The sequence below is a fragment of the Ruminococcoides bili genome (genome assembly GCF_040093295.1).
GTDB classification, from domain to species: domain Bacteria; phylum Bacillota; class Clostridia; order Oscillospirales; family Acutalibacteraceae; genus Ruminococcoides; species Ruminococcoides intestinale_A.
In genome coordinates, this window is record NZ_JBBNJY010000034.1 from 1 (window position 1) to 17,104 (window position 17,104).

Below are 17,104 nucleotides of genomic sequence, written 5' to 3' on the forward strand. Positions count from 1 at the left end.
ATGCCCCCTTTCGTTAGTTTTAATTACGGTATATTTATATTATACCTCATTGTCTAACAAAAGGGGAGCATTTCAAAATGCTGCCGCTTGTAATTATCAATTATTTAATTTGTATAGTTTATATACGACCGTTGAACTAAAGGGTTTATTTTCTTCATAAGCAATACTGTAGTGCTCTTTTAGTATATCATCAATCCAAAGTTCTGTACCATTATCTTCAACTAATATCCATTTTGCTTTACAAGAAGAATAGGCTTCTGTAACCAAAGTACCTAATGAATTATTACAACTGATTGCCCAATCCTGCATAGTAAAATACGGATAACAAGGTTTAATATCCATTTGTAAATAAATACCGTTATTAGTATTATATGCAATAAAACTATCTCGTTCTGATTCGGGTATCATTTTAATTATATTGGTTTCAACTTTATTATATTCACTAACTTCATGAATATTGCTATTGTTATAGATACTGATTAAAGTATTTTTCCCTGTATATAAAACTCCAAAAGCACATTGTAAAATACAAACTGACATAAGCAAAATTTTGATAATTTTTGATTTTTTGTTTTTTTGTATGAATTCTTTATAAACAGCAGATATTATTAAACCGTAATATGGTATCGTAATTATAGCATAATGTAAATATCCGTTACTCTTTATAAACCAAATAAAAGGTAATAATCCTATAAATATATACATAAAACCTTTTAATAAACTTTTTTTAAATAGACATATAATGCCGATTACTGCAACTATTGGACCGCTCATAAAACTGAATATTGAAGCTAATACTGCTAAAATACCGTTTCCGTATATTTTAAAGTGTGAATTACCGGCATATTCTAAGTTATAAGTAAATGTTCCGTATAGAAAATCATTAAAAGCATGGTTAAAATAAAAATAAAGCAAAAAAGGCAATGTTAAAATTAAGAAACCTGCAATAAACATAATTGCATTCTGAAATAAATTTTTGAAATTTTTGCTAATGATTAACATACATACAATTACAAATACACCACCACAGATGCCTAACGCGTTAGTCAGTCGTGTTAAAAAACAAGCAGCAAATGTAATTCCATATAGTAACGACCAAAGTGGGTTGTGCACATAATTGTTTTTACGAGCATTTTCAATATATACAGTGAAACCGTAAAGTGAAGCTGTTAAAAGCGGTAAAATATACTCTTCGGTACAATTATTTGCATAAACAAGGCTATATGCACCAAGAAAAAGTAATGAAAATAAAAGTACTTTTTTACCTGTAATGTATTGAGAAATAATTCTATCTATCATGATTAATGTAATAAATAAACATATTACTTGGATAATCATAATTCCCCAACGCTGTCCGGTAAGCAAGTAACCTAACGCATTAACAGCAAAAATTAGTGGTCCTTTTGAGTCCCATAAATCTACATACGGCAATGATCCTTCAGCCCAATATTTTCCTATAGTTTGAAACATTGCTGTATCGCCGGCATAAGGAATATTGTATAGAGGAGATGTTGAAGTTGATAAACACAACATAAAAAGAATAGATATTACAAAGTAAATCAGTAAATACTTTTTTTGTATAGTATTAGTTGCTGAAATATTTGTATTTTTAAATTTCATTTTACTTATTCTCCTCATTATACTTGAGCTGATTGTAAATCATATTGGCACACATATAAACATTGCCGCCGCCCATTGTGAGAATGAGGTCGCCCTCTTTTGCGTTTTTGCATACATAGTCTGTAATTTCTTCAAAAGTGTCAAGGCAAACCGAGTTCGGTACTTTTGCACCGAGGTCGGTTGAGTAAATATTATATGTGTTTGTTTCTCTTACAGGGAGAATTTCAGAAATAATCGCAACATCCGGAATCTTAAGAGCCTCTGCAAAATCATCAAGAAGAAGTGCTGTTCTTGAGAAAGTATGCGGCTGGAAAATCGCCCATACTTTTTTAAAGCCCATATTCATTGCGGCATTGAGTGTTGCGGTAAGCTCTGTCGGGTGGTGAGCAAAATCGTCTGCCACTGTAATTCCCTCGGGTGTACCGAGAATTTCAAAACGGCGGTGAACACCTCCAAATTTGTGGAGATTTTCGGCGATTTCCTTAGGTGTTGCACCAAGGTAATGTGCGGTAGCCGCTGCGGCAAGTGCATTATAAATGTTATGCTTGCCCGGAACAATCAACTTAATATTTGTAAGGAGTTCGCCCTTGTAATAGATGTCAAATTGCTCGTGAACACCCTTGTCTGCAGAAATATTTTCTGCTCTGTAGTCGCAGTTTTCGCCAAAGCCGTAGGTGATTTTTTCAATGTCAACATCGTTTACTGCATCAAGTGTGTTTTGGTCGTCACCGTTGATTACAAGTAAACCTGTAGTCTGTTTTGCAAATTTATTAAATGACTTTTTAATGTTGTCAAGATTTTTAAAGTAGTCGAGGTGGTCGGCATCAATGTTAAGTATAATAGAAATAAACGGATTAAGCTGTAAGAATGTATCAACATACTCGCAAGCCTCGCAAACGATAATGTCGCTCTGACCTACATAACTGTTGCCGCCGATAAACGGAAGTTTGCCGCCGATAATTGCCGATGGGTCAAAACCGCTGCCGATAAGTACCTGTGAAAGCATGGCTGTGGTTGTGGTCTTGCCGTGAGTACCGGAAACCGCAATACTTCTCTTGTATCTTCTTGTTACGACGCCGAGCATAACGCTTCTTTCAATGCAAGGAATACCCTGTTCAACAGCTGCTTTTCTTTCCGGGTTATCTTCTTTGATAGCGGCAGAATATACAACAAGCTCTGCACCGTCAATGTTCTCTGCACGATGTCCCATATATACGGGAATGCCGTAGCCTTTGATTCTGTCGAGTGTCTCGCCCTCATTCATATCCGAGCCCGAAAGCTGATAGCCCTCGCTGTTTAAAATCTCTGCAAGCGGACACATACCGCTGCCGCCAATGCCGATAAAATGTATCCTTTTTATATTATCAAGTAAAATGTCGTAATTCAAAACACTCATTCTCCATTCACAAAAATTCTCTCTTATATTATAAAGCTATAGTCAAAAAAAATAAATACCTTTTTTCAATTTGTAATATATTTTTTCGTATTTTAGTTTTTATATTGCCAATTTATATTAAAAATGTTACAATATAATCGGTGATAATCAGTGAATTTAGTTAAGAATGATATTATAAAATTAAACATAACTTCGGCTACCGCAGAGGGCAGCGGTGTAGGAAAAACAGAGGACGGTATCGCCGTATTTGTTCCGCTTTCCGCAGTAGGCGATGAACTTGAAGTAAGAATATTAAAAACAAAGAAAACTTATGCTTTCGGTAAAATTGAAAATATAATTACTCCGTCTTCCGCAAGAATCGAGGCGGACTGCCCGCAGTTCTCAAAATGCGGTGGCTGTACTTGGCGGCATATTTCTTATGAAGAAGAATTAAAAATAAAATCAATGCGTGTTTACGATGCGGTAACACGAATAGGCGGAATTAAAGACTTTGAATTTAAAGATATTATCAGCTGCGAAAGACCTGACAGATACAGAAATAAGGCGCAATTTCCTATAGGTAGGGCAAAAGACGGAAGTGCGGTGTTCGGATTTTATTCATTTCATACGCACAGAATTATTCCGTGTGATGACTGTTTATTGCAACCTGAAGTTTTTAATTCTGTAATAGAAATTACAAAAAGATTTATAGATAAAACAAATGCTGATATTTATGACGAAACAACAGGCAAAGGCAGATTAAGACATTTATATATGCGCCTTGGTGAGATTACTGACGAACTTATGGTTTGTTATGTTGTCAACGGCAACGGCTTAAAACAGGAAGACGAACTTGTCAGAATGTTAAAAGACGGCTTGCCTAACCTAAAAAGCGTAATTATTAATTCTAACAGAGAAAAAACAAATGTGGTTTTAGGCAAGAAAAATCGTGTTGCATACGGCAGTGACCACATTACCGATGTTTTATGCGGACTTAAATTTAAAATATCACCGTTTTCATTCTGGCAGGTAAACCGTGCCCAAGCAGAAAAACTGTACGGTAAAGCAAAAGAATACGCAAACCTGCAAAACGACGAAATTCTGCTCGATTTATACTGCGGAACAGGTACAATAGGACTTACAATGGCTGAAAACTGCAAAACACTTGTCGGTGCGGAAATTGTCGAGGATGCTATAAAGAATGCAAACGAAAACGCAAAAGCAAACGGCATAGAGAACGCAAGATTTATTTGTGCCGACGCATCAAAGGCAGCGGCTCAACTTAAAGCAGAGGGACTTCAACCTGATGTCGTAGTGCTTGACCCGCCAAGAAAAGGCTGCGGCGAAGATGTAATTTTGACCGTAGCACAAATGTCACCGAAACGAGTTGTGTATGTGTCTTGTGATCCCGCAACCCTTGCAAGAGATTTAGAAATTTTCGAGTCAAACGGCTATAAAACCAAAGAAGTAACACCTTGCGATATGTTCCCAAGAACAGCGCATGTTGAGTGCGTAGTATTGATGTCGAGGGTTTAGAAATAAGGCTATGAAAATGGCTTGTTTACTTGCTTTTTCGGAAGTCAGGATTTGAAGCCTAACTTCTGAAAAAGCTCGGTTATTTTATATGGAAACATATCTACTGTAAAAACAGTCATAGGGTTTAGGCTGTGGATTAGATGTCATAGGTTGTGGCACTAGGATAGATGTTATCTAGGGTGCAAACTCAATTTGAGTGAGTGATTTAGATGTTGTCTAATCTGGCAACTCGACTGTTTGCAATATGGCAGGCAGTGGATTAGATGTTATAAAAAAGCGTTAAGCATGAATCAGTAAATACAAGGAGGAATTAATATGGATTGGGCTATATTGATATTTGAAATTTTATTGGCGGTTGCAGTGCTTTTAATTTGTTTGTTTGTCAAAAATCATCTTCCTTCATACATGGATGAAAAAGGTAAGAATTTAGCAACTAAAGAAGACATAGAAGAAATTACAGAAAGACCGAGGAAGTCCAGCAAGAGTTCCGTGAAGGATTTGAGCTTTTTTCAAATGATGTAAAGTTCAAATATGATTTCTTTTATAAACAGTACTCTGAGTTATACTGCAAATTGTATGCGACTATTATTCATTCTGAGTATGTTAGGCATTTTATAGAACTGACAGATAAAAGAACTATACCTTTTGAAGAGGCTCCTTTTTTAGAAATTACGCCAACACACAAGGAAACTACTACTTTCAACATAAGCAAAGCAAATGGTTCATCTGTTACAAGAAAAACAGAAGAGATTGAAACACCGATATCTCAGTTTAACAAGAAAGAGTTGTGTGATTACATAATAAGCAATGGCAGTTTGGGTTCACAAAAACTGTTAAAGCTTGCGGTTGCATATAGATTTGCGGCAGACCATTATTCGGGAAATGGTTCAGGTGGAAGTATTGATGTTAAAGATATTGCTGATGAAGAAGAATTCAGAATGATAAAAGATATAGTCGTTGCAATTGTGCAGGACTATAATCTGTTAAGAAAAGAATTGAAATTGGATTATAATGAAAACGAAATAAAGACTGGTATTCCAGAATTATAAGTTAAAACCCTCTCAACCATCATGGCTGGGAGGGTTTCGTGCGTGTATGATATTAATATAAACTTCACAATTTAATGCTACATTTCTTCTTGCAATACTACATTTGTTGTGATATATTATTACTACAAGAAGGAAGTTTGAAGGATACTTTATAGTGTTAAGGAAATAGCAGATATGCTAAATACAAATCCAGAAACCGTAAGAAGATGGATTTGTTCAGGTAAGCTAGAAGCAATTCAAGAATCGAGAAAAGGCGGAAATGTAGTAACAAAATCAATGCTTGATGCTTTTCTTAAAACCTCTCCAAAGTACACCGGTATTGCTACAGGGTTATTGGCTTCGCCAGTCGGCTTAACAACAGCTACAGCTGCGATTGTTGGAGGCATTCTTGCTCAACAGCTTATAAAGAATGATGAGATAAAAAATGCTCACGTTAATACTTCAGAAATACGTAAGTTGTTGTTAGGCAATATCCAATCTTCCAAAGAAATTATTGCTAGAAAGAAAAAGAGTATCAAGCATCTTCAGGAAGAGATTGACGAAGAACAACAGCGTATTAATGAAGCAGAAAGACTTATAAAAGAGCTAGATGAAAAGACTAAAAGTCAAGAGGAGAAATATTATGGCTCAGAATTGGGATTATGCAGAATTATCAAAAGCTGCAAAAGCAGCAGGAGGCCCAGAAAAGTATGTTGAAATGCTGGAGCTTGTAAGCAAAGAAGCAGGTAAAATGGAGATGCTGCCTTGGCTTGGAGTAGCGGCAGTTGGTGCTTCATTATTGACTGCGGCAACTATTAAAGTCGTTGACTATTTCAAATCGAGAAAGAAGAACAACGAAACCGAAATAGAAAAAGCAAAAGCAGAAATCATAAATGGTATTAAAGAATATGATGCTGCACATCCAGATGAAAAAGGAGGTAGTGAAGATGAGTGAAAGATTTCCGGGAATTGATTGGTACTGTGACCGTTGTAATGCTTATTTGAATGACCAACCGGGATTTGATGACCATTATTATGTGTGGAAGTGTACCGAATGCGGTCATAAGAATAGTATTTCCGCTGATGATATTTATGAATCAGAAGAAGACTTTAGAAACTATAACAAATAATTTAAGGGAGCGAAAAGATGACTAGAGAAGAGTTAAAAGAACAGATTGATGAGCTTATGCGACAGTATGCTGATGAAGAAATTGATGGAGCTACATACGCACAAAAGATGATGGAGTTAACTTCATCTGCTCAGAACGATAACGATTAAACTTGATTATTCGATAATGTGCTGAGGTGGTGAAACTATGCCTTATAATTACAAGGGTGATTTGTACAAAAGAGAAATTGTAAAAAAACTGCAGGATGTGGGACTAGATGTTAAAAGCGTAAATGCTCTAAACAAAATCATGGAAAAAATGGGATTGCTTATTCATTACGGCAATGGTTGGGGCACAACTGATGCCGACGCTAAGTTTTCGATGTGGCATAAAGGTGTATTAAATTCCGACTTATGGCACCCGGAACTCGTTGATGAAATTGCAAAGTTCTTAAAGAAATAAATAGTTGAAAAATGCCTCACGGCTGGATTTAAAACCAGCTGTGAGGCATTTGTGCGTCTATGCTTATCTTTCAACATCGACCTTGAGTCCGGATTTCAATTCAACCGTGCAATGGTCATCCCAGATTGTAATTTGCCTAAGCCAGCGTTTTACAAGAGCCTCATCGAATACTGTAAGGTCGGAAGGTTGGTCTTTAATGAAATCCTGCAATTCTGTGATGCGTTGTAGCTGTTCATCACGCTGTACTGTGTCCATTGAGGCTTGCTGGCGCTTTTCTCTGAGCGCGAAAATCTCGTCGGCAATCTCGTCGTAGGCTTCTTTGTTAGTGGCTTTTTTGAGAAGCTCTTTTTGGAGTCTTTGCAGTCTTTCGTCGATACCATCAGCGGTATTTTGCTGAGCGCTTCGGATCACCTTTGCGATGTTCTGCTGGAGCTGCGCCTGATAGGTGGACTTATCGCCAAGGAGCGTGTTGATGGCCTGAACTACCACATTCTCTAATACCGTCTCATTGACGGTTCTCGCGTGGCATTCCTGTCCGGTTGGCTCCAGTCTACTGATGCAGCGCCAGACGATAGATTTAACGCCACGATTGCTCCAGTGGAGCCTTCGGAACATTTCACCGCATTCTCCGCAGATGACGATTTGCGAGAAGCAGTGATTGCAGCTATAGCTACGTTTCTTGCCGTTGGCACTGGTTTTGACTACTCGCCTGCGGACCAGTTCTTATTGAACCTGTAAGTAGATTTCTTTCGGAATAATGGCTTCGTGGTTATCTTCTACATAGTATTGAGGAACGAGACCGTTGTTCTTGACTCTTGTCTTGTTCAGAAAGTCGGTGGTGTAGGTTTTCTGTAGAAGCGCATCGCCGATGTACTTCTCGTTACGGAGAATTTTGTTGATGGTGCTTGTGTGCCACTTTTTTCCCTCATCACGGAAAAATGTGGGATAATCAAAAATAAATATTGAAAAAGAGCATAGGAAACTCCAAAATTGTAGTTGAAGAGACAAACAATGAAGGAGAGAAACCTATGCTATATTTAGATGATATCAAAGTTGAATTTGAAAGTCAAGAATTTAAAGGAACACATATAGGAATCAGCCCTGATAAAGATAAAAGCGTACTGTTTCTGGAGAGCGTAAGGTCAACGCAGACAGTTCGGTGCCCTTATTGCAGAGGCGGTGTATATATTTATGAAAACGGACAAGTCAAACTCAAAGATATTCCAATACAGAGAGGTACTACACACATATGGAACTTCTTTATCCATAGATATCAATGCAACTGTTGCCACGAAACATTTACAGAAGAAATACCTTTCAAATATCCCGGAACACGGATAACATGCCGAGCAGCAAACTGGATCAAGGGCTTTTTGCAGCAAAAAATATCCATCAAAGCAATACAGAAATTGACCGGTATTCACTGTGACACGATTCGCAAAGTACAGCGAGAGATTATGGACGAGGCAATTTGGAAAAGGGAAAAAATGTTAAGAGAGGAAGGCTACAAGCCGAGGATACTTGCTGTTGATGAATTTGCAATCCATAAAGGACATAGTTACGCAACCTGCGTGATGGATCTAGAGCAGGGAGATATCTTTGGGTCGGAAAGGGCAGAGCGATGAAGGATTTTGAAAAGTTCTTTAAAGATGTGCCCTCCAACTCCTTATCGGCAGTCATCGCGGTAGCGATGGACATGAACGCATCTTACAACAAGCTTGTAACAAAGCATTTGCCCAAAGCACGGATTGTATATGATCGGTTTCATATGCAGTCGCAATTTGGCAGAGATGTTCTCGGCACTGTTCGTCTGGATGAAGCTCGCAGGCATAAAGCCAAAGAAAAAGAAATTCTTGCCGATATCTCGGATGATACCGACAAGGAAACTATGAAATCTCTTAAACAAGAAGCTAAAGCGGAAAAGCAGGAATACAGCCAACTCAAGAAGCTGCGCTGGTCATTGCTCACTAACTCTGATAAACTCTCCGACAGTAAAACCGAGCAATTACAATCTATTCTGCAAGATCATCACGACCGAGCTTGTAAAATAAAGTGTGTAAGTTAGAAAAATAACTTGCACACTTTTTGCATTTTGGAAAAAGTGTGTTACAATGAAAGAAAGGAAAAAGGAATGGACAAAATGGTTTCAGGCGGCGAAAGAAAGTGAGATTCCCGCATTGGTACGGTTTGCAGTTCAAAAAGAAAAACGACTCCCCGGCTTAGCGGCTCATGCCATCTACCCAATCAGCACCGGCAAGCTCGAAGGCTTCAACAACAAGATCAAGGTCGCTAAACGAATCGGCTACGGTTACCGTGACGACGACTTTTTCTTCACCTTGATTCGCTATCTTTCTATTCCTTCTGTCCGTTCACCATCCCACAAAAATAGTGATGAACCATCTTATCTATTCACACTTTTTTCGGTAACCATAAATTATAAGTAAGTTGTACTGCAAAGACTGATTTATTTTAAGGAGATTATTGAATGAGTAAAAAAATATTGATAGGAGATATGGGACTGCTTTTGTATAATGCTGTTTTGCTCTTTATTTCAAGGATTTTATACGATAATAAAATTTTATATCCGTATAATTATCCGTTACATATACTCTTTGCCGTACTTTTGATTTGCGGTGCGGTTGGATTCTGGATTTTTTCTTATAATGCAGAATGTAAAAATGTTTCCCGTACAAATATAGCAATTTCTTTAGTAATGTGTTGTTTAATATTTCTTGCTGTTATAAATAAAAATATCAGTTATATCGGAAATAATGCTGTAAATACCATGACGGCTTTTGGAATGTTCGGATTTCAGGTTGCCCGATATTTAAAATCCATAGTCTGTTATTACGATGTTTATGGTGAATTTCCGCCATTGCTCGACAAAATAAAATATATTCATAATATAGAACTGAGCTTTGCTCCTGCATTGGCAACAATTTTATCTGTTTTAAGTATTGTTTTTTTGATATTTACTGCTTAGGAGTATTTATTTGTATTTGTTTATATGTTTTTTGCTTTTGTAAAAGTAGCTAATTTGCTGCCTGACTCTATTGAAATATATGTTTAATTATGGTATAATCATATACGGGTTATTATTTGATTTGTTATTATTTTAATTAAGGGGAGAATAAAAATGAATATAAATATTTCTGATGCTATTAAATATATCGGCGTTGATGATAAAGATATTGACCTTTTTGAAAGTCAGTACATTGTGCCAAACGGCATTTCTTATAACTCATATGTAATTCTTGATGAAAAAATCTGCGTACTTGACACGGTGGATAAGAGAAAAACCGATGAATGGGTTGCAAATCTTGAAAATGTACTTGACGGAAAAACTCCCGATTATCTTATTATTAATCATCTTGAGCCTGACCATGCGTCAAACATACAGCTGCTTGCAGATAAATATCCCGATATGAAGCTTGTCGGAAATGCAAAGACATTTAATATGCTGCCTCAATTTTTTGACATTGACCTTACCGACAGAACGGTTACTGTAAAAGAGGGCGACTCATTAAACCTCGGCGAACATACACTTTCTTTCTATATGGCACCTATGGTACATTGGCCCGAGGTTATGGTTACATATGAAAGCAAGGAAAAAGTGCTTTTTTCTGCCGATGGATTCGGTAAATTCGGTGCACTTGATACAGACGAAGATTGGGCTTGCGAGGCAAGAAGATATTACTTTAATATTTGTGGAAAATACGGTGTGCAGGTTCAGGCTTTGCTTAAAAAAGCAGCTAAGCTTGATATTGAGAAAATCTGTCCGTTACACGGCCCTGTTCTTACCGAAAATCTCGGTTATTATATTAACCTTTATGACATCTGGAGCAAGTATGAGCCGGAGGTTGACGGTATATTTATCGCTTATTGTTCAATTCATGGCAATACCGAAAAAGCCGCTTTAAAACTTTATGGTATTTTGAAAGAGAAAACAGATAAAAAGATTGCTATTTCTGACCTTTCAAGAAGTGATATGGCAGAAAATGTTGAGGACGCATTTAAGTATTCTACACTTGTTGTGGCCGCTCCTTCATATGACGGCGGAGTTTTCCCTGTTATGAATGACTTTTTACATCATTTGAAAATTAAGGGATACAAAAACCGTAAAGTTGCTATGATTGAAAACGGTTCATGGGCACCTTGTGCAATCAAGTCTATGCAGCCTTATTTTGACGAAATGAAGGGTATTGAGATTTCAGATGCCAAGGTTACAATCCGTTCAACTATGACAGCTGAAAATGAAGTTCAGCTTGCCGCTCTTGCAGATTCAATAATTTAATAAAATAGTTTTTGCTAAAAGTACGCAAACTGTTTTGAATTTACGGATAAAATATCCGTATATTTTGGTGCGGATATTTTTAGTATTGCATATTTAATTTGTCGGAGGAAATATGGAACAACATTTTGAATTCCTAAGAAAGCACCCAATTTTTGAAAGTTTTACAGATGAAGAAATAGAACAGGCGCTTGTGGAATTTGATTATAAAATTCAGAGCTATAAAAATGATGATATTATTGTAAGTTCAGGCAAAATTCATAAATATTCCGCTTTTGTGCTTGAGGGTGCGGCTCAAATACAAAAATATAATTCAGACGGAGTTCGTGAAATTTTGGGAAGAGTTTACAGTGACAGCATAGGTTGGCTTATCACCGCCGCACCACGAACCACACATTGCGATATTGAAATAGTGTCGCATGGGGAGTCGACAATTCTTTTTCTGGATTTTGCGAAAATTAAAGAAAATGATTATAAAAAGATTATTATTCAGCAAAAATTACTTAAAAATCTTTTTGTATTGTTTGAGGAGATGGATTTGCGCTCTCTCGAATATAAAATTGTGCTTTCAGAGCGTTCCATACGCAAAAAAATAATGCGTTATTTTGAATTCAGAGAAAAGCGTGACGGAAGTTCTTCTTTTTGCATTGAAGGCTCAAGACAGGATTTTGCGGATTATCTAAGCGTTGATAAATCGGCGCTATCCCGTGAGCTTAATAAAATGAAAAAAGACGGATTAATAGATTTTAACGGTGATAATTTCACCATATTGCAAAAATTATGAATTGTGGGGATATTATAAAGCAGTAATGAATATTGCTTGTGTTAGTCTTGATATTAATTAAATCTTGGCATATTAGTGAGTATTCAATAAAATTTATTACTGTATTTTTATACAGTTTCTTGAAAATCGTTGCAAATGCAATTTCCAAAATAGTATTATTCTGTTATAATTTTAAAAGAAACAGCGATTGAGCTGTTAAAAATATGCTATCAACTACATAACATAAATTTCTTCTATAACCCTATTACCCCTAAAAAAGCAACAGACGAGTTTATTCTCAACTGTTGCTTTTTTCATTTGTAAAAATCAGTATAGAGCAAAAATGTAATAAATTTGTAAATAAATATTTATTGCCTTGAATTTTTCGGTATGTTATAATATTTTTAGAATATTTGTGATTTAGGGGAGCTTTTTATGAAATGCCCATATTGTTCATTTGAAGAAAGTAAGGTTGTGGATTCCCGTTCGGCAGATGACGGGGAAAGAATACGCAGAAGAAGAGAATGTCTTAAGTGCGGAAAGCGTTTTACAACTTATGAAATTATTGAGAATATTCCTCTCTATGTTGTCAAGCGTGACAAATCAAGAGAAGTTTTTGACCGCAATAAGCTGACTGCAGGTATTCTTCGTGCTTGTGAAAAGCGCCCTGTTTCTGTTGAACAGGTAGAAGAAATGGTCACTGACATTGAGCTTACTGCACAGAACGGCTTTGAACGAGAAATTACTGCCGAGCATATCGGTGAACTTGTAATGGAGCGCCTTAAAAAGGTTGATGAAGTTTCATATGTTCGTTTTGCCTCGGTTTATCGCCAATTCAAGGACATTAATACATTTATGGAGGAGTTAAACAAACTCCTTACCGAAAAAAAGTAATATTTTAAGAGTCTGATTATCCAAAAAAATCAGGCTCTTTTTGTTTATTAGGTAGGAATTTTTAAAATAATTGTAAAAAATCTCAAAATACTATTTATTTTGCTAAGAAATAATGTTATAATAATTTTATCCTTGTGGCTTATCGCACTCGGATTAATTGTGAAATGAAAGATGGTGATTATTTGTTTAAAAGAATATTATCAGGTCTGTTGGTTTCTGCTATGCTCACAGGTTCTGTCGTTTATTTGACAGGCTGTTCAAATTCGCAGAACGGTTCAGATGATAATACTTCTACCAATACTTCTACCGAGTATGCTCACGCAGATAAGATTGATAACGGTACAATTTTGCAGTGCTTTTCGTGGGATTTCAATACTATAAAGGAATCTATGGCTGACATTGCGGCTTCAGGATATACGGCGCTGCAGACTTCGCCTATTAATGCTTGCCTTGAGGGCGAGAACGGCGGAATGCAGCTTTACGGTGATGGCAAATGGTACTATCATTATCAGCCCACCGATTTTAAAATCGGTAACTATCAGCTCGGAACTCGTGACGAGTTTAAAGCTATGTGTGACGAGGCGGAAAAGTACGGTATTAAGGTTATTGTTGATGTTATTGCTAACCACACAACACCGACCACAAGCGCAGTAAGTCAGGATCTTATTGATGCAGGCGGCGGAAGTTTGGACACGCTTTATCATAAAAACAATGCGTATGACCTCAATGACTTTTCAAACAGACTTGCTTGCACTACTTACAAAATGGGTGGTTTGCCTGATATTAATACAGAGCGCACATCTTTTCAGGATTATTTTATTGAGTATCTCAATGACTGTGTCGCTTGCGGTGCTGACGGTTTCCGTTATGATACTGCAAAGCACATCGGCTTACCTGACGATCCTAAGGAAGATGACGGCTTTACAAATAACTTCTGGCAGAGAGTAATCACCGAAGTAAACAATGCTGACAATCTGTTTATATACGGAGAGGTGCTTCAGGGCAACAATGAAAGAATTGCCGACTATATTGAGGCAATAGGTCATACTACAGCAAGTACATACGGCAGTAAAATCAGAGGCGCAATTACAAACAATACTTTGTCAAAAGGTACTGTAAGTGATTATTGGCTTGGTGACGCACCGCTTAATATGGTTACATGGGTTGAATCTCACGATAACTATATTAATGACGGCAACTGGTACAATATGACTAAGGAACAGGTTATCCTCGGTTGGGCAGTAATTACTGCAAGAAAAGACGGCACACCGCTGTTCTTCGATCGTCCTTACTATTCAAGTGTTGAAAACGAATGGGGAATGAACCGTATCGGCACAGAGGGTGACGATATGTACAAGGATAAGAGTGTAAAAGCCGTAAACTTCTTCCGTACAGCTATGATTGGCGAAGACGAAAATATTGTAAATCCGAATTCCGATTCAACCGCTGTTATGATTGAAAGGGGCACAAAAGGAGCGGTAATTGTAAATACAAAAGATGCTCTTAAGACAGGATTTGAAACAAATCTTGCCGACGGTACATATGTAAACAGAGTTGACGGCAAAACAGAATACACCGTTAAAAACGGTAAACTTACTTCTGATGCCGATATTCCGGCAAACAGTGTGGTAGTTCTTTATAATGACGGTTATAAGGAATATGAAGCTGCCGCCGAAGTAGGCGTTGCCGAGGACACCGTATTTAACATTCAAAGCGGTAAAACCGCAACAGTCACACTTACTTGTGCAAATACGGATAATGCGGAATATGCTCTTAACGGTGCAGCGGCTGTTTCATATAAGAACGGAGAAACCGTAACCGTTTCTGTACCGAGCGGAAGTGATATAGCAACACTTGAACTTACAGCTAAAAATTCCAAGGGTGTAAAAACCTACGAAAGAGTTGTATTTGCTACAAAAGTAAAATATTCAATTTCAAGCGGCACAAAGGTATATTTTGAAAAGCCCGACAGCTGGGGCGATCAGATTTTTGCATATGTTTACAACGATGAACTGTATGAAAACGAAACCTGGCCGGGACTTGAAATGACAAAGGAAAGCGACGGAAAATACAGCTATACTTTTGAAGACGATTGGGAAACACCGTATATTATTTTTAATGACGGTGACGAAGACGGTTCTCAGCAGTATCCGGCAGATAAGGGACTTATTGTTGAGGACGGAAAAACTTATACTATAAACTGACTATTGGAGGATATATTATTATGAGCGAAATGAAAATGGAAAACAGCAGAGTACCTGCTGAAAAGATTTTTAACCCTGATTTAAAAGAAGCAATTGTAACTATGCAGGAAGACAACTCAAAAGAGAACGTCGATAAGATGATTACAGAAGTTGTAAAGGCTAAGTTTATTTTACCTGCAAAGGTTGTTCCTACAACACAGGCTGTTACAGAAAACGGTCAGACTGTTATGAAGCAGGCAACACAGGTTCAGTTCAGACTTCTTGAAAATCAGAAAAAAGAAAAATTCTTTGGACTTTTTACAGATACAGAAGAATTATTTAAGTGGCAGGATACCCAGAATGCTCAAAAAGTAGTTACTGATTTTGACAGCATTTCTCAAATGGTTATGGATCCACATTCGGGTGTTGTCGGTTTTGTTATCAATCCGTTTGGCAAGAGCGTTACTTTCCCTAAGCCAATGATTATTTCAATCAAGCAGCAGAAAGACTTTAACACACTTAATAAAGATTTGTTCAAACCGGGTGAGCAGATTAAAATCGGCGAACCAAAGGATTATCCTATTGACCTTATGGCTACACTTATCAATCATTTCAGCACAGAGCCAAATGTAAATGTTGCTTTCTTAAGAATGATGGAGCACAGCGACAAAAAGAGCTTCCTTGTTGTAGTTGACTTTATCGGCGATATGAAAAAGATTTTTGACGCTATAAAAGAAACCGCACAGCCATACCTTACTGAAGATGTAGACCTTGTTGTAATGCCTGTTACTATGGACCTTGCAAGAAATGCAATAAACGGTGTAGAACCATTCTACAGAAAAGAACAATAATAATTTTTATTTTAAATAAAGCTTCCGATAAACTCGGGAGCTTTATTCTTTTAAAAACAGAAATAATTAGCATTTTTTACAACATATTTTATAACATTGTTAGCTATATTGCCTATGTCATAATTTATCAAAATATGGTATAATATTAGATATAAGAAATATAATAAGCATAAACTGTTTTCCGCTTTGTCAGACATTGTTTTAAACAATTACTAACGAATGAGAATTAAGAATAGGAGAGAAGTATGTTTTATCGAAATAACGCTTACAAATCTGCGCATGGAGGTGCCGAAAATGTTTGAGGTATCTGATATTGTCGCATATGGTGTTAACGGTGTTTGCACTGTTACCGAGATTACAACAAAAAGAATAGACAAGGTAAATGTAGAGTATTATGTTCTTAGTCCTAATGCGACAAAAACCGCAAAGGTTTTCGTTCCCGTACAAAATGAAAAACTTGTTGGAAAAATGAGAGCCGTACTTACTAAAGATGAGATTATCGACCTTTTGGATAATATGCCGAAAGAAGAAGAGTGGATTTCCAATAAGAATATAAGATTTGAAACATTTAAAAACATCATTTCAGAGGGCAAGTCATCTGAATTGCTTAGATTAATCAGAACTTTAAAACTTCACGAAAAGCAGCAGTTAAAAAGAGGCAAAAGATTACATATGGCTGATGAACGCTTTTTGAAAGAGGCAGAGAAAATGGTACTCGGCGAGTTTGCTTATGTGCTTAACGAGTCTACCGATGATATACTTAACAGAATAGTAAATTGTGCATAAATATTACACCTTTCACTTTAATTGTGAAAGGTGTTTTTTCGGTTCTTTTTAAATAGTTGGGGTAAATTATGGTTTAGCGGAGTGTCGGTCGGGGATTGAAATTTAGCTAACGCTAATTATCCTCAAAAAAACAAAAAAGTTTACTCAATTTTTTCAAAAATTGCGGGTTTGGGCAGCGCCCATAAAAATCTTCCGATAGAGATCGG

22 protein-coding genes are annotated in these 17,104 nt (G+C 36.8%); 18 read left to right on the forward strand and 4 right to left on the reverse strand.

Features of this window, described 5'->3' with window-relative positions; translation table 11 throughout:
- Window positions 1–96 precede the first annotated feature (96 nt).
- Window positions 97–1,620 carry an ArnT family glycosyltransferase gene (locus tag AAAY30_RS09465; RefSeq protein ID WP_303248186.1) on the reverse strand — a complete coding sequence of 508 codons (1,524 nt, stop codon included), beginning with the start codon at window positions 1,618–1,620 and terminating at the stop codon, window positions 97–99.
- Between the two features lies 1 nt (window position 1,621).
- The gene (gene murC / locus AAAY30_RS09470; protein ID WP_186934517.1) at window positions 1,622–3,007 is read right to left on the reverse strand and encodes a UDP-N-acetylmuramate--L-alanine ligase; all 1,386 of its coding nucleotides are present in this window, start codon (window positions 3,005–3,007) and stop codon (window positions 1,622–1,624) included.
- Between the two features lie 159 nt (window positions 3,008–3,166).
- Here murC and rlmD point away from each other — a divergent pair, with 159 nt between their 5' ends.
- The 8 genes from rlmD to AAAY30_RS09510 all read left to right on the forward strand — a co-directional run bounded on the left by rlmD (window position 3,167) and on the right by AAAY30_RS09510 (window position 7,130).
- A complete protein-coding gene (rlmD, locus tag AAAY30_RS09475) occupies window positions 3,167–4,531 on the forward strand; it encodes a 23S rRNA (uracil(1939)-C(5))-methyltransferase RlmD (protein ID WP_302190927.1) in 1,365 nt (454 codons plus the stop codon).
- A gap of 315 nt (window positions 4,532–4,846) precedes the next feature.
- On the forward strand, window positions 4,847–5,053 hold the full coding sequence (locus AAAY30_RS09480; protein ID WP_295025874.1) for a hypothetical protein: 207 nt from the start codon (window positions 4,847–4,849) through the stop codon (window positions 5,051–5,053).
- 50 nt (window positions 5,054–5,103) lie between these two features.
- Entirely contained in the window at window positions 5,104–5,580 is a 477-nt protein-coding gene (locus tag AAAY30_RS09485; RefSeq protein ID WP_295025873.1) for a hypothetical protein, read from the forward strand.
- 144 nt (window positions 5,581–5,724) lie between these two features.
- Window positions 5,725–6,276 carry a helix-turn-helix domain-containing protein gene (locus tag AAAY30_RS09490; RefSeq protein WP_337781656.1) on the forward strand — a complete coding sequence of 184 codons (552 nt, stop codon included), beginning with the start codon at window positions 5,725–5,727 and terminating at the stop codon, window positions 6,274–6,276.
- The gene (locus AAAY30_RS09495; RefSeq protein WP_113999834.1) at window positions 6,203–6,514 is read left to right on the forward strand and encodes a hypothetical protein; all 312 of its coding nucleotides are present in this window, start codon (window positions 6,203–6,205) and stop codon (window positions 6,512–6,514) included. Before AAAY30_RS09490 ends, AAAY30_RS09495 begins: the two co-directional genes overlap by 74 nt.
- The gene (locus AAAY30_RS09500) at window positions 6,507–6,689 is read left to right on the forward strand and encodes a Sec23/Sec24 zinc finger-containing protein (protein WP_295025872.1); all 183 of its coding nucleotides are present in this window, start codon (window positions 6,507–6,509) and stop codon (window positions 6,687–6,689) included. Before AAAY30_RS09495 ends, AAAY30_RS09500 begins: the two co-directional genes overlap by 8 nt.
- Before the next feature lie 17 nt (window positions 6,690–6,706).
- Window positions 6,707–6,838, forward strand: a complete 132-nt coding sequence (locus AAAY30_RS09505) for a hypothetical protein (protein ID WP_256359661.1) — start codon at window positions 6,707–6,709, stop codon at window positions 6,836–6,838.
- 37 nt (window positions 6,839–6,875) lie between these two features.
- Window positions 6,876–7,130, forward strand: coding sequence for a hypothetical protein (locus AAAY30_RS09510; RefSeq protein ID WP_443711424.1), 255 nt, complete (start codon window positions 6,876–6,878; stop codon window positions 7,128–7,130).
- Window positions 7,131–7,193: 63 nt separating this feature from the next.
- Here the strand turns inward: AAAY30_RS09510 and AAAY30_RS09515 are convergent, their stop codons facing one another.
- Together AAAY30_RS09515 and AAAY30_RS09520 are read right to left on the reverse strand one after the other, a co-directional pair.
- Window positions 7,194–7,850, reverse strand: coding sequence for a recombinase zinc ribbon domain-containing protein (locus tag AAAY30_RS09515; protein ID WP_337781657.1), 657 nt, complete (start codon window positions 7,848–7,850; stop codon window positions 7,194–7,196).
- A 3-nt stretch (window positions 7,851–7,853) separates the two neighbouring features.
- Window positions 7,854–8,138 (reverse strand): recombinase family protein, encoded by a 285-nt coding sequence (locus AAAY30_RS09520; protein WP_295025870.1) that lies wholly within the window; start codon window positions 8,136–8,138, stop codon window positions 7,854–7,856.
- A gap of 20 nt (window positions 8,139–8,158) precedes the next feature.
- On the opposite strand from AAAY30_RS09520, the gene AAAY30_RS09525 reads away from it, so the two are divergent.
- The 10 genes from AAAY30_RS09525 (at window position 8,159) to AAAY30_RS09570 (ending at window position 16,898) form a co-directional block, all read left to right on the forward strand.
- On the forward strand, window positions 8,159–8,755 hold the full coding sequence (locus AAAY30_RS09525; protein WP_499215951.1) for a transposase: 597 nt from the start codon (window positions 8,159–8,161) through the stop codon (window positions 8,753–8,755).
- Window positions 8,752–9,195: a transposase gene (locus AAAY30_RS09530; RefSeq protein ID WP_302190929.1), complete on the forward strand. Its 444-nt coding sequence runs from the start codon at window positions 8,752–8,754 to the stop codon at window positions 9,193–9,195. The genes AAAY30_RS09525 and AAAY30_RS09530 overlap by 4 nt, the downstream gene beginning before the upstream one ends.
- 4 nt (window positions 9,196–9,199) lie before the next feature.
- Entirely contained in the window at window positions 9,200–9,574 is a 375-nt protein-coding gene (locus AAAY30_RS09535) for a transposase (RefSeq protein WP_412249858.1), read from the forward strand.
- 41 nt (window positions 9,575–9,615) lie between these two features.
- Window positions 9,616–10,113, forward strand: coding sequence for a hypothetical protein (locus AAAY30_RS09540; RefSeq protein WP_370743526.1), 498 nt, complete (start codon window positions 9,616–9,618; stop codon window positions 10,111–10,113).
- 153 nt (window positions 10,114–10,266) lie between these two features.
- Window positions 10,267–11,424 (forward strand): FprA family A-type flavoprotein, encoded by a 1,158-nt coding sequence (locus tag AAAY30_RS09545; RefSeq protein WP_499215952.1) that lies wholly within the window; start codon window positions 10,267–10,269, stop codon window positions 11,422–11,424.
- Between the two features lie 112 nt (window positions 11,425–11,536).
- Window positions 11,537–12,205, forward strand: coding sequence for a Crp/Fnr family transcriptional regulator (locus tag AAAY30_RS09550; RefSeq protein WP_022235243.1), 669 nt, complete (start codon window positions 11,537–11,539; stop codon window positions 12,203–12,205).
- A 414-nt stretch (window positions 12,206–12,619) separates the two neighbouring features.
- Window positions 12,620–13,078: a transcriptional regulator NrdR gene (gene nrdR / locus AAAY30_RS09555; RefSeq protein ID WP_295025867.1), complete on the forward strand. Its 459-nt coding sequence runs from the start codon at window positions 12,620–12,622 to the stop codon at window positions 13,076–13,078.
- 164 nt (window positions 13,079–13,242) lie between these two features.
- Window positions 13,243–15,282, forward strand: a complete 2,040-nt coding sequence (locus AAAY30_RS09560; protein WP_499215953.1) for an alpha-amylase family glycosyl hydrolase — start codon at window positions 13,243–13,245, stop codon at window positions 15,280–15,282.
- Window positions 15,283–15,302: 20 nt separating this feature from the next.
- Window positions 15,303–16,112, forward strand: a complete 810-nt coding sequence (locus tag AAAY30_RS09565; RefSeq protein WP_295025865.1) for an enhanced serine sensitivity protein SseB — start codon at window positions 15,303–15,305, stop codon at window positions 16,110–16,112.
- Window positions 16,113–16,406: 294 nt separating this feature from the next.
- On the forward strand, window positions 16,407–16,898 hold the full coding sequence (locus tag AAAY30_RS09570) for a CarD family transcriptional regulator (RefSeq protein ID WP_022235247.1): 492 nt from the start codon (window positions 16,407–16,409) through the stop codon (window positions 16,896–16,898).
- Window positions 16,899–17,104: the final 206 nt, after the last annotated feature.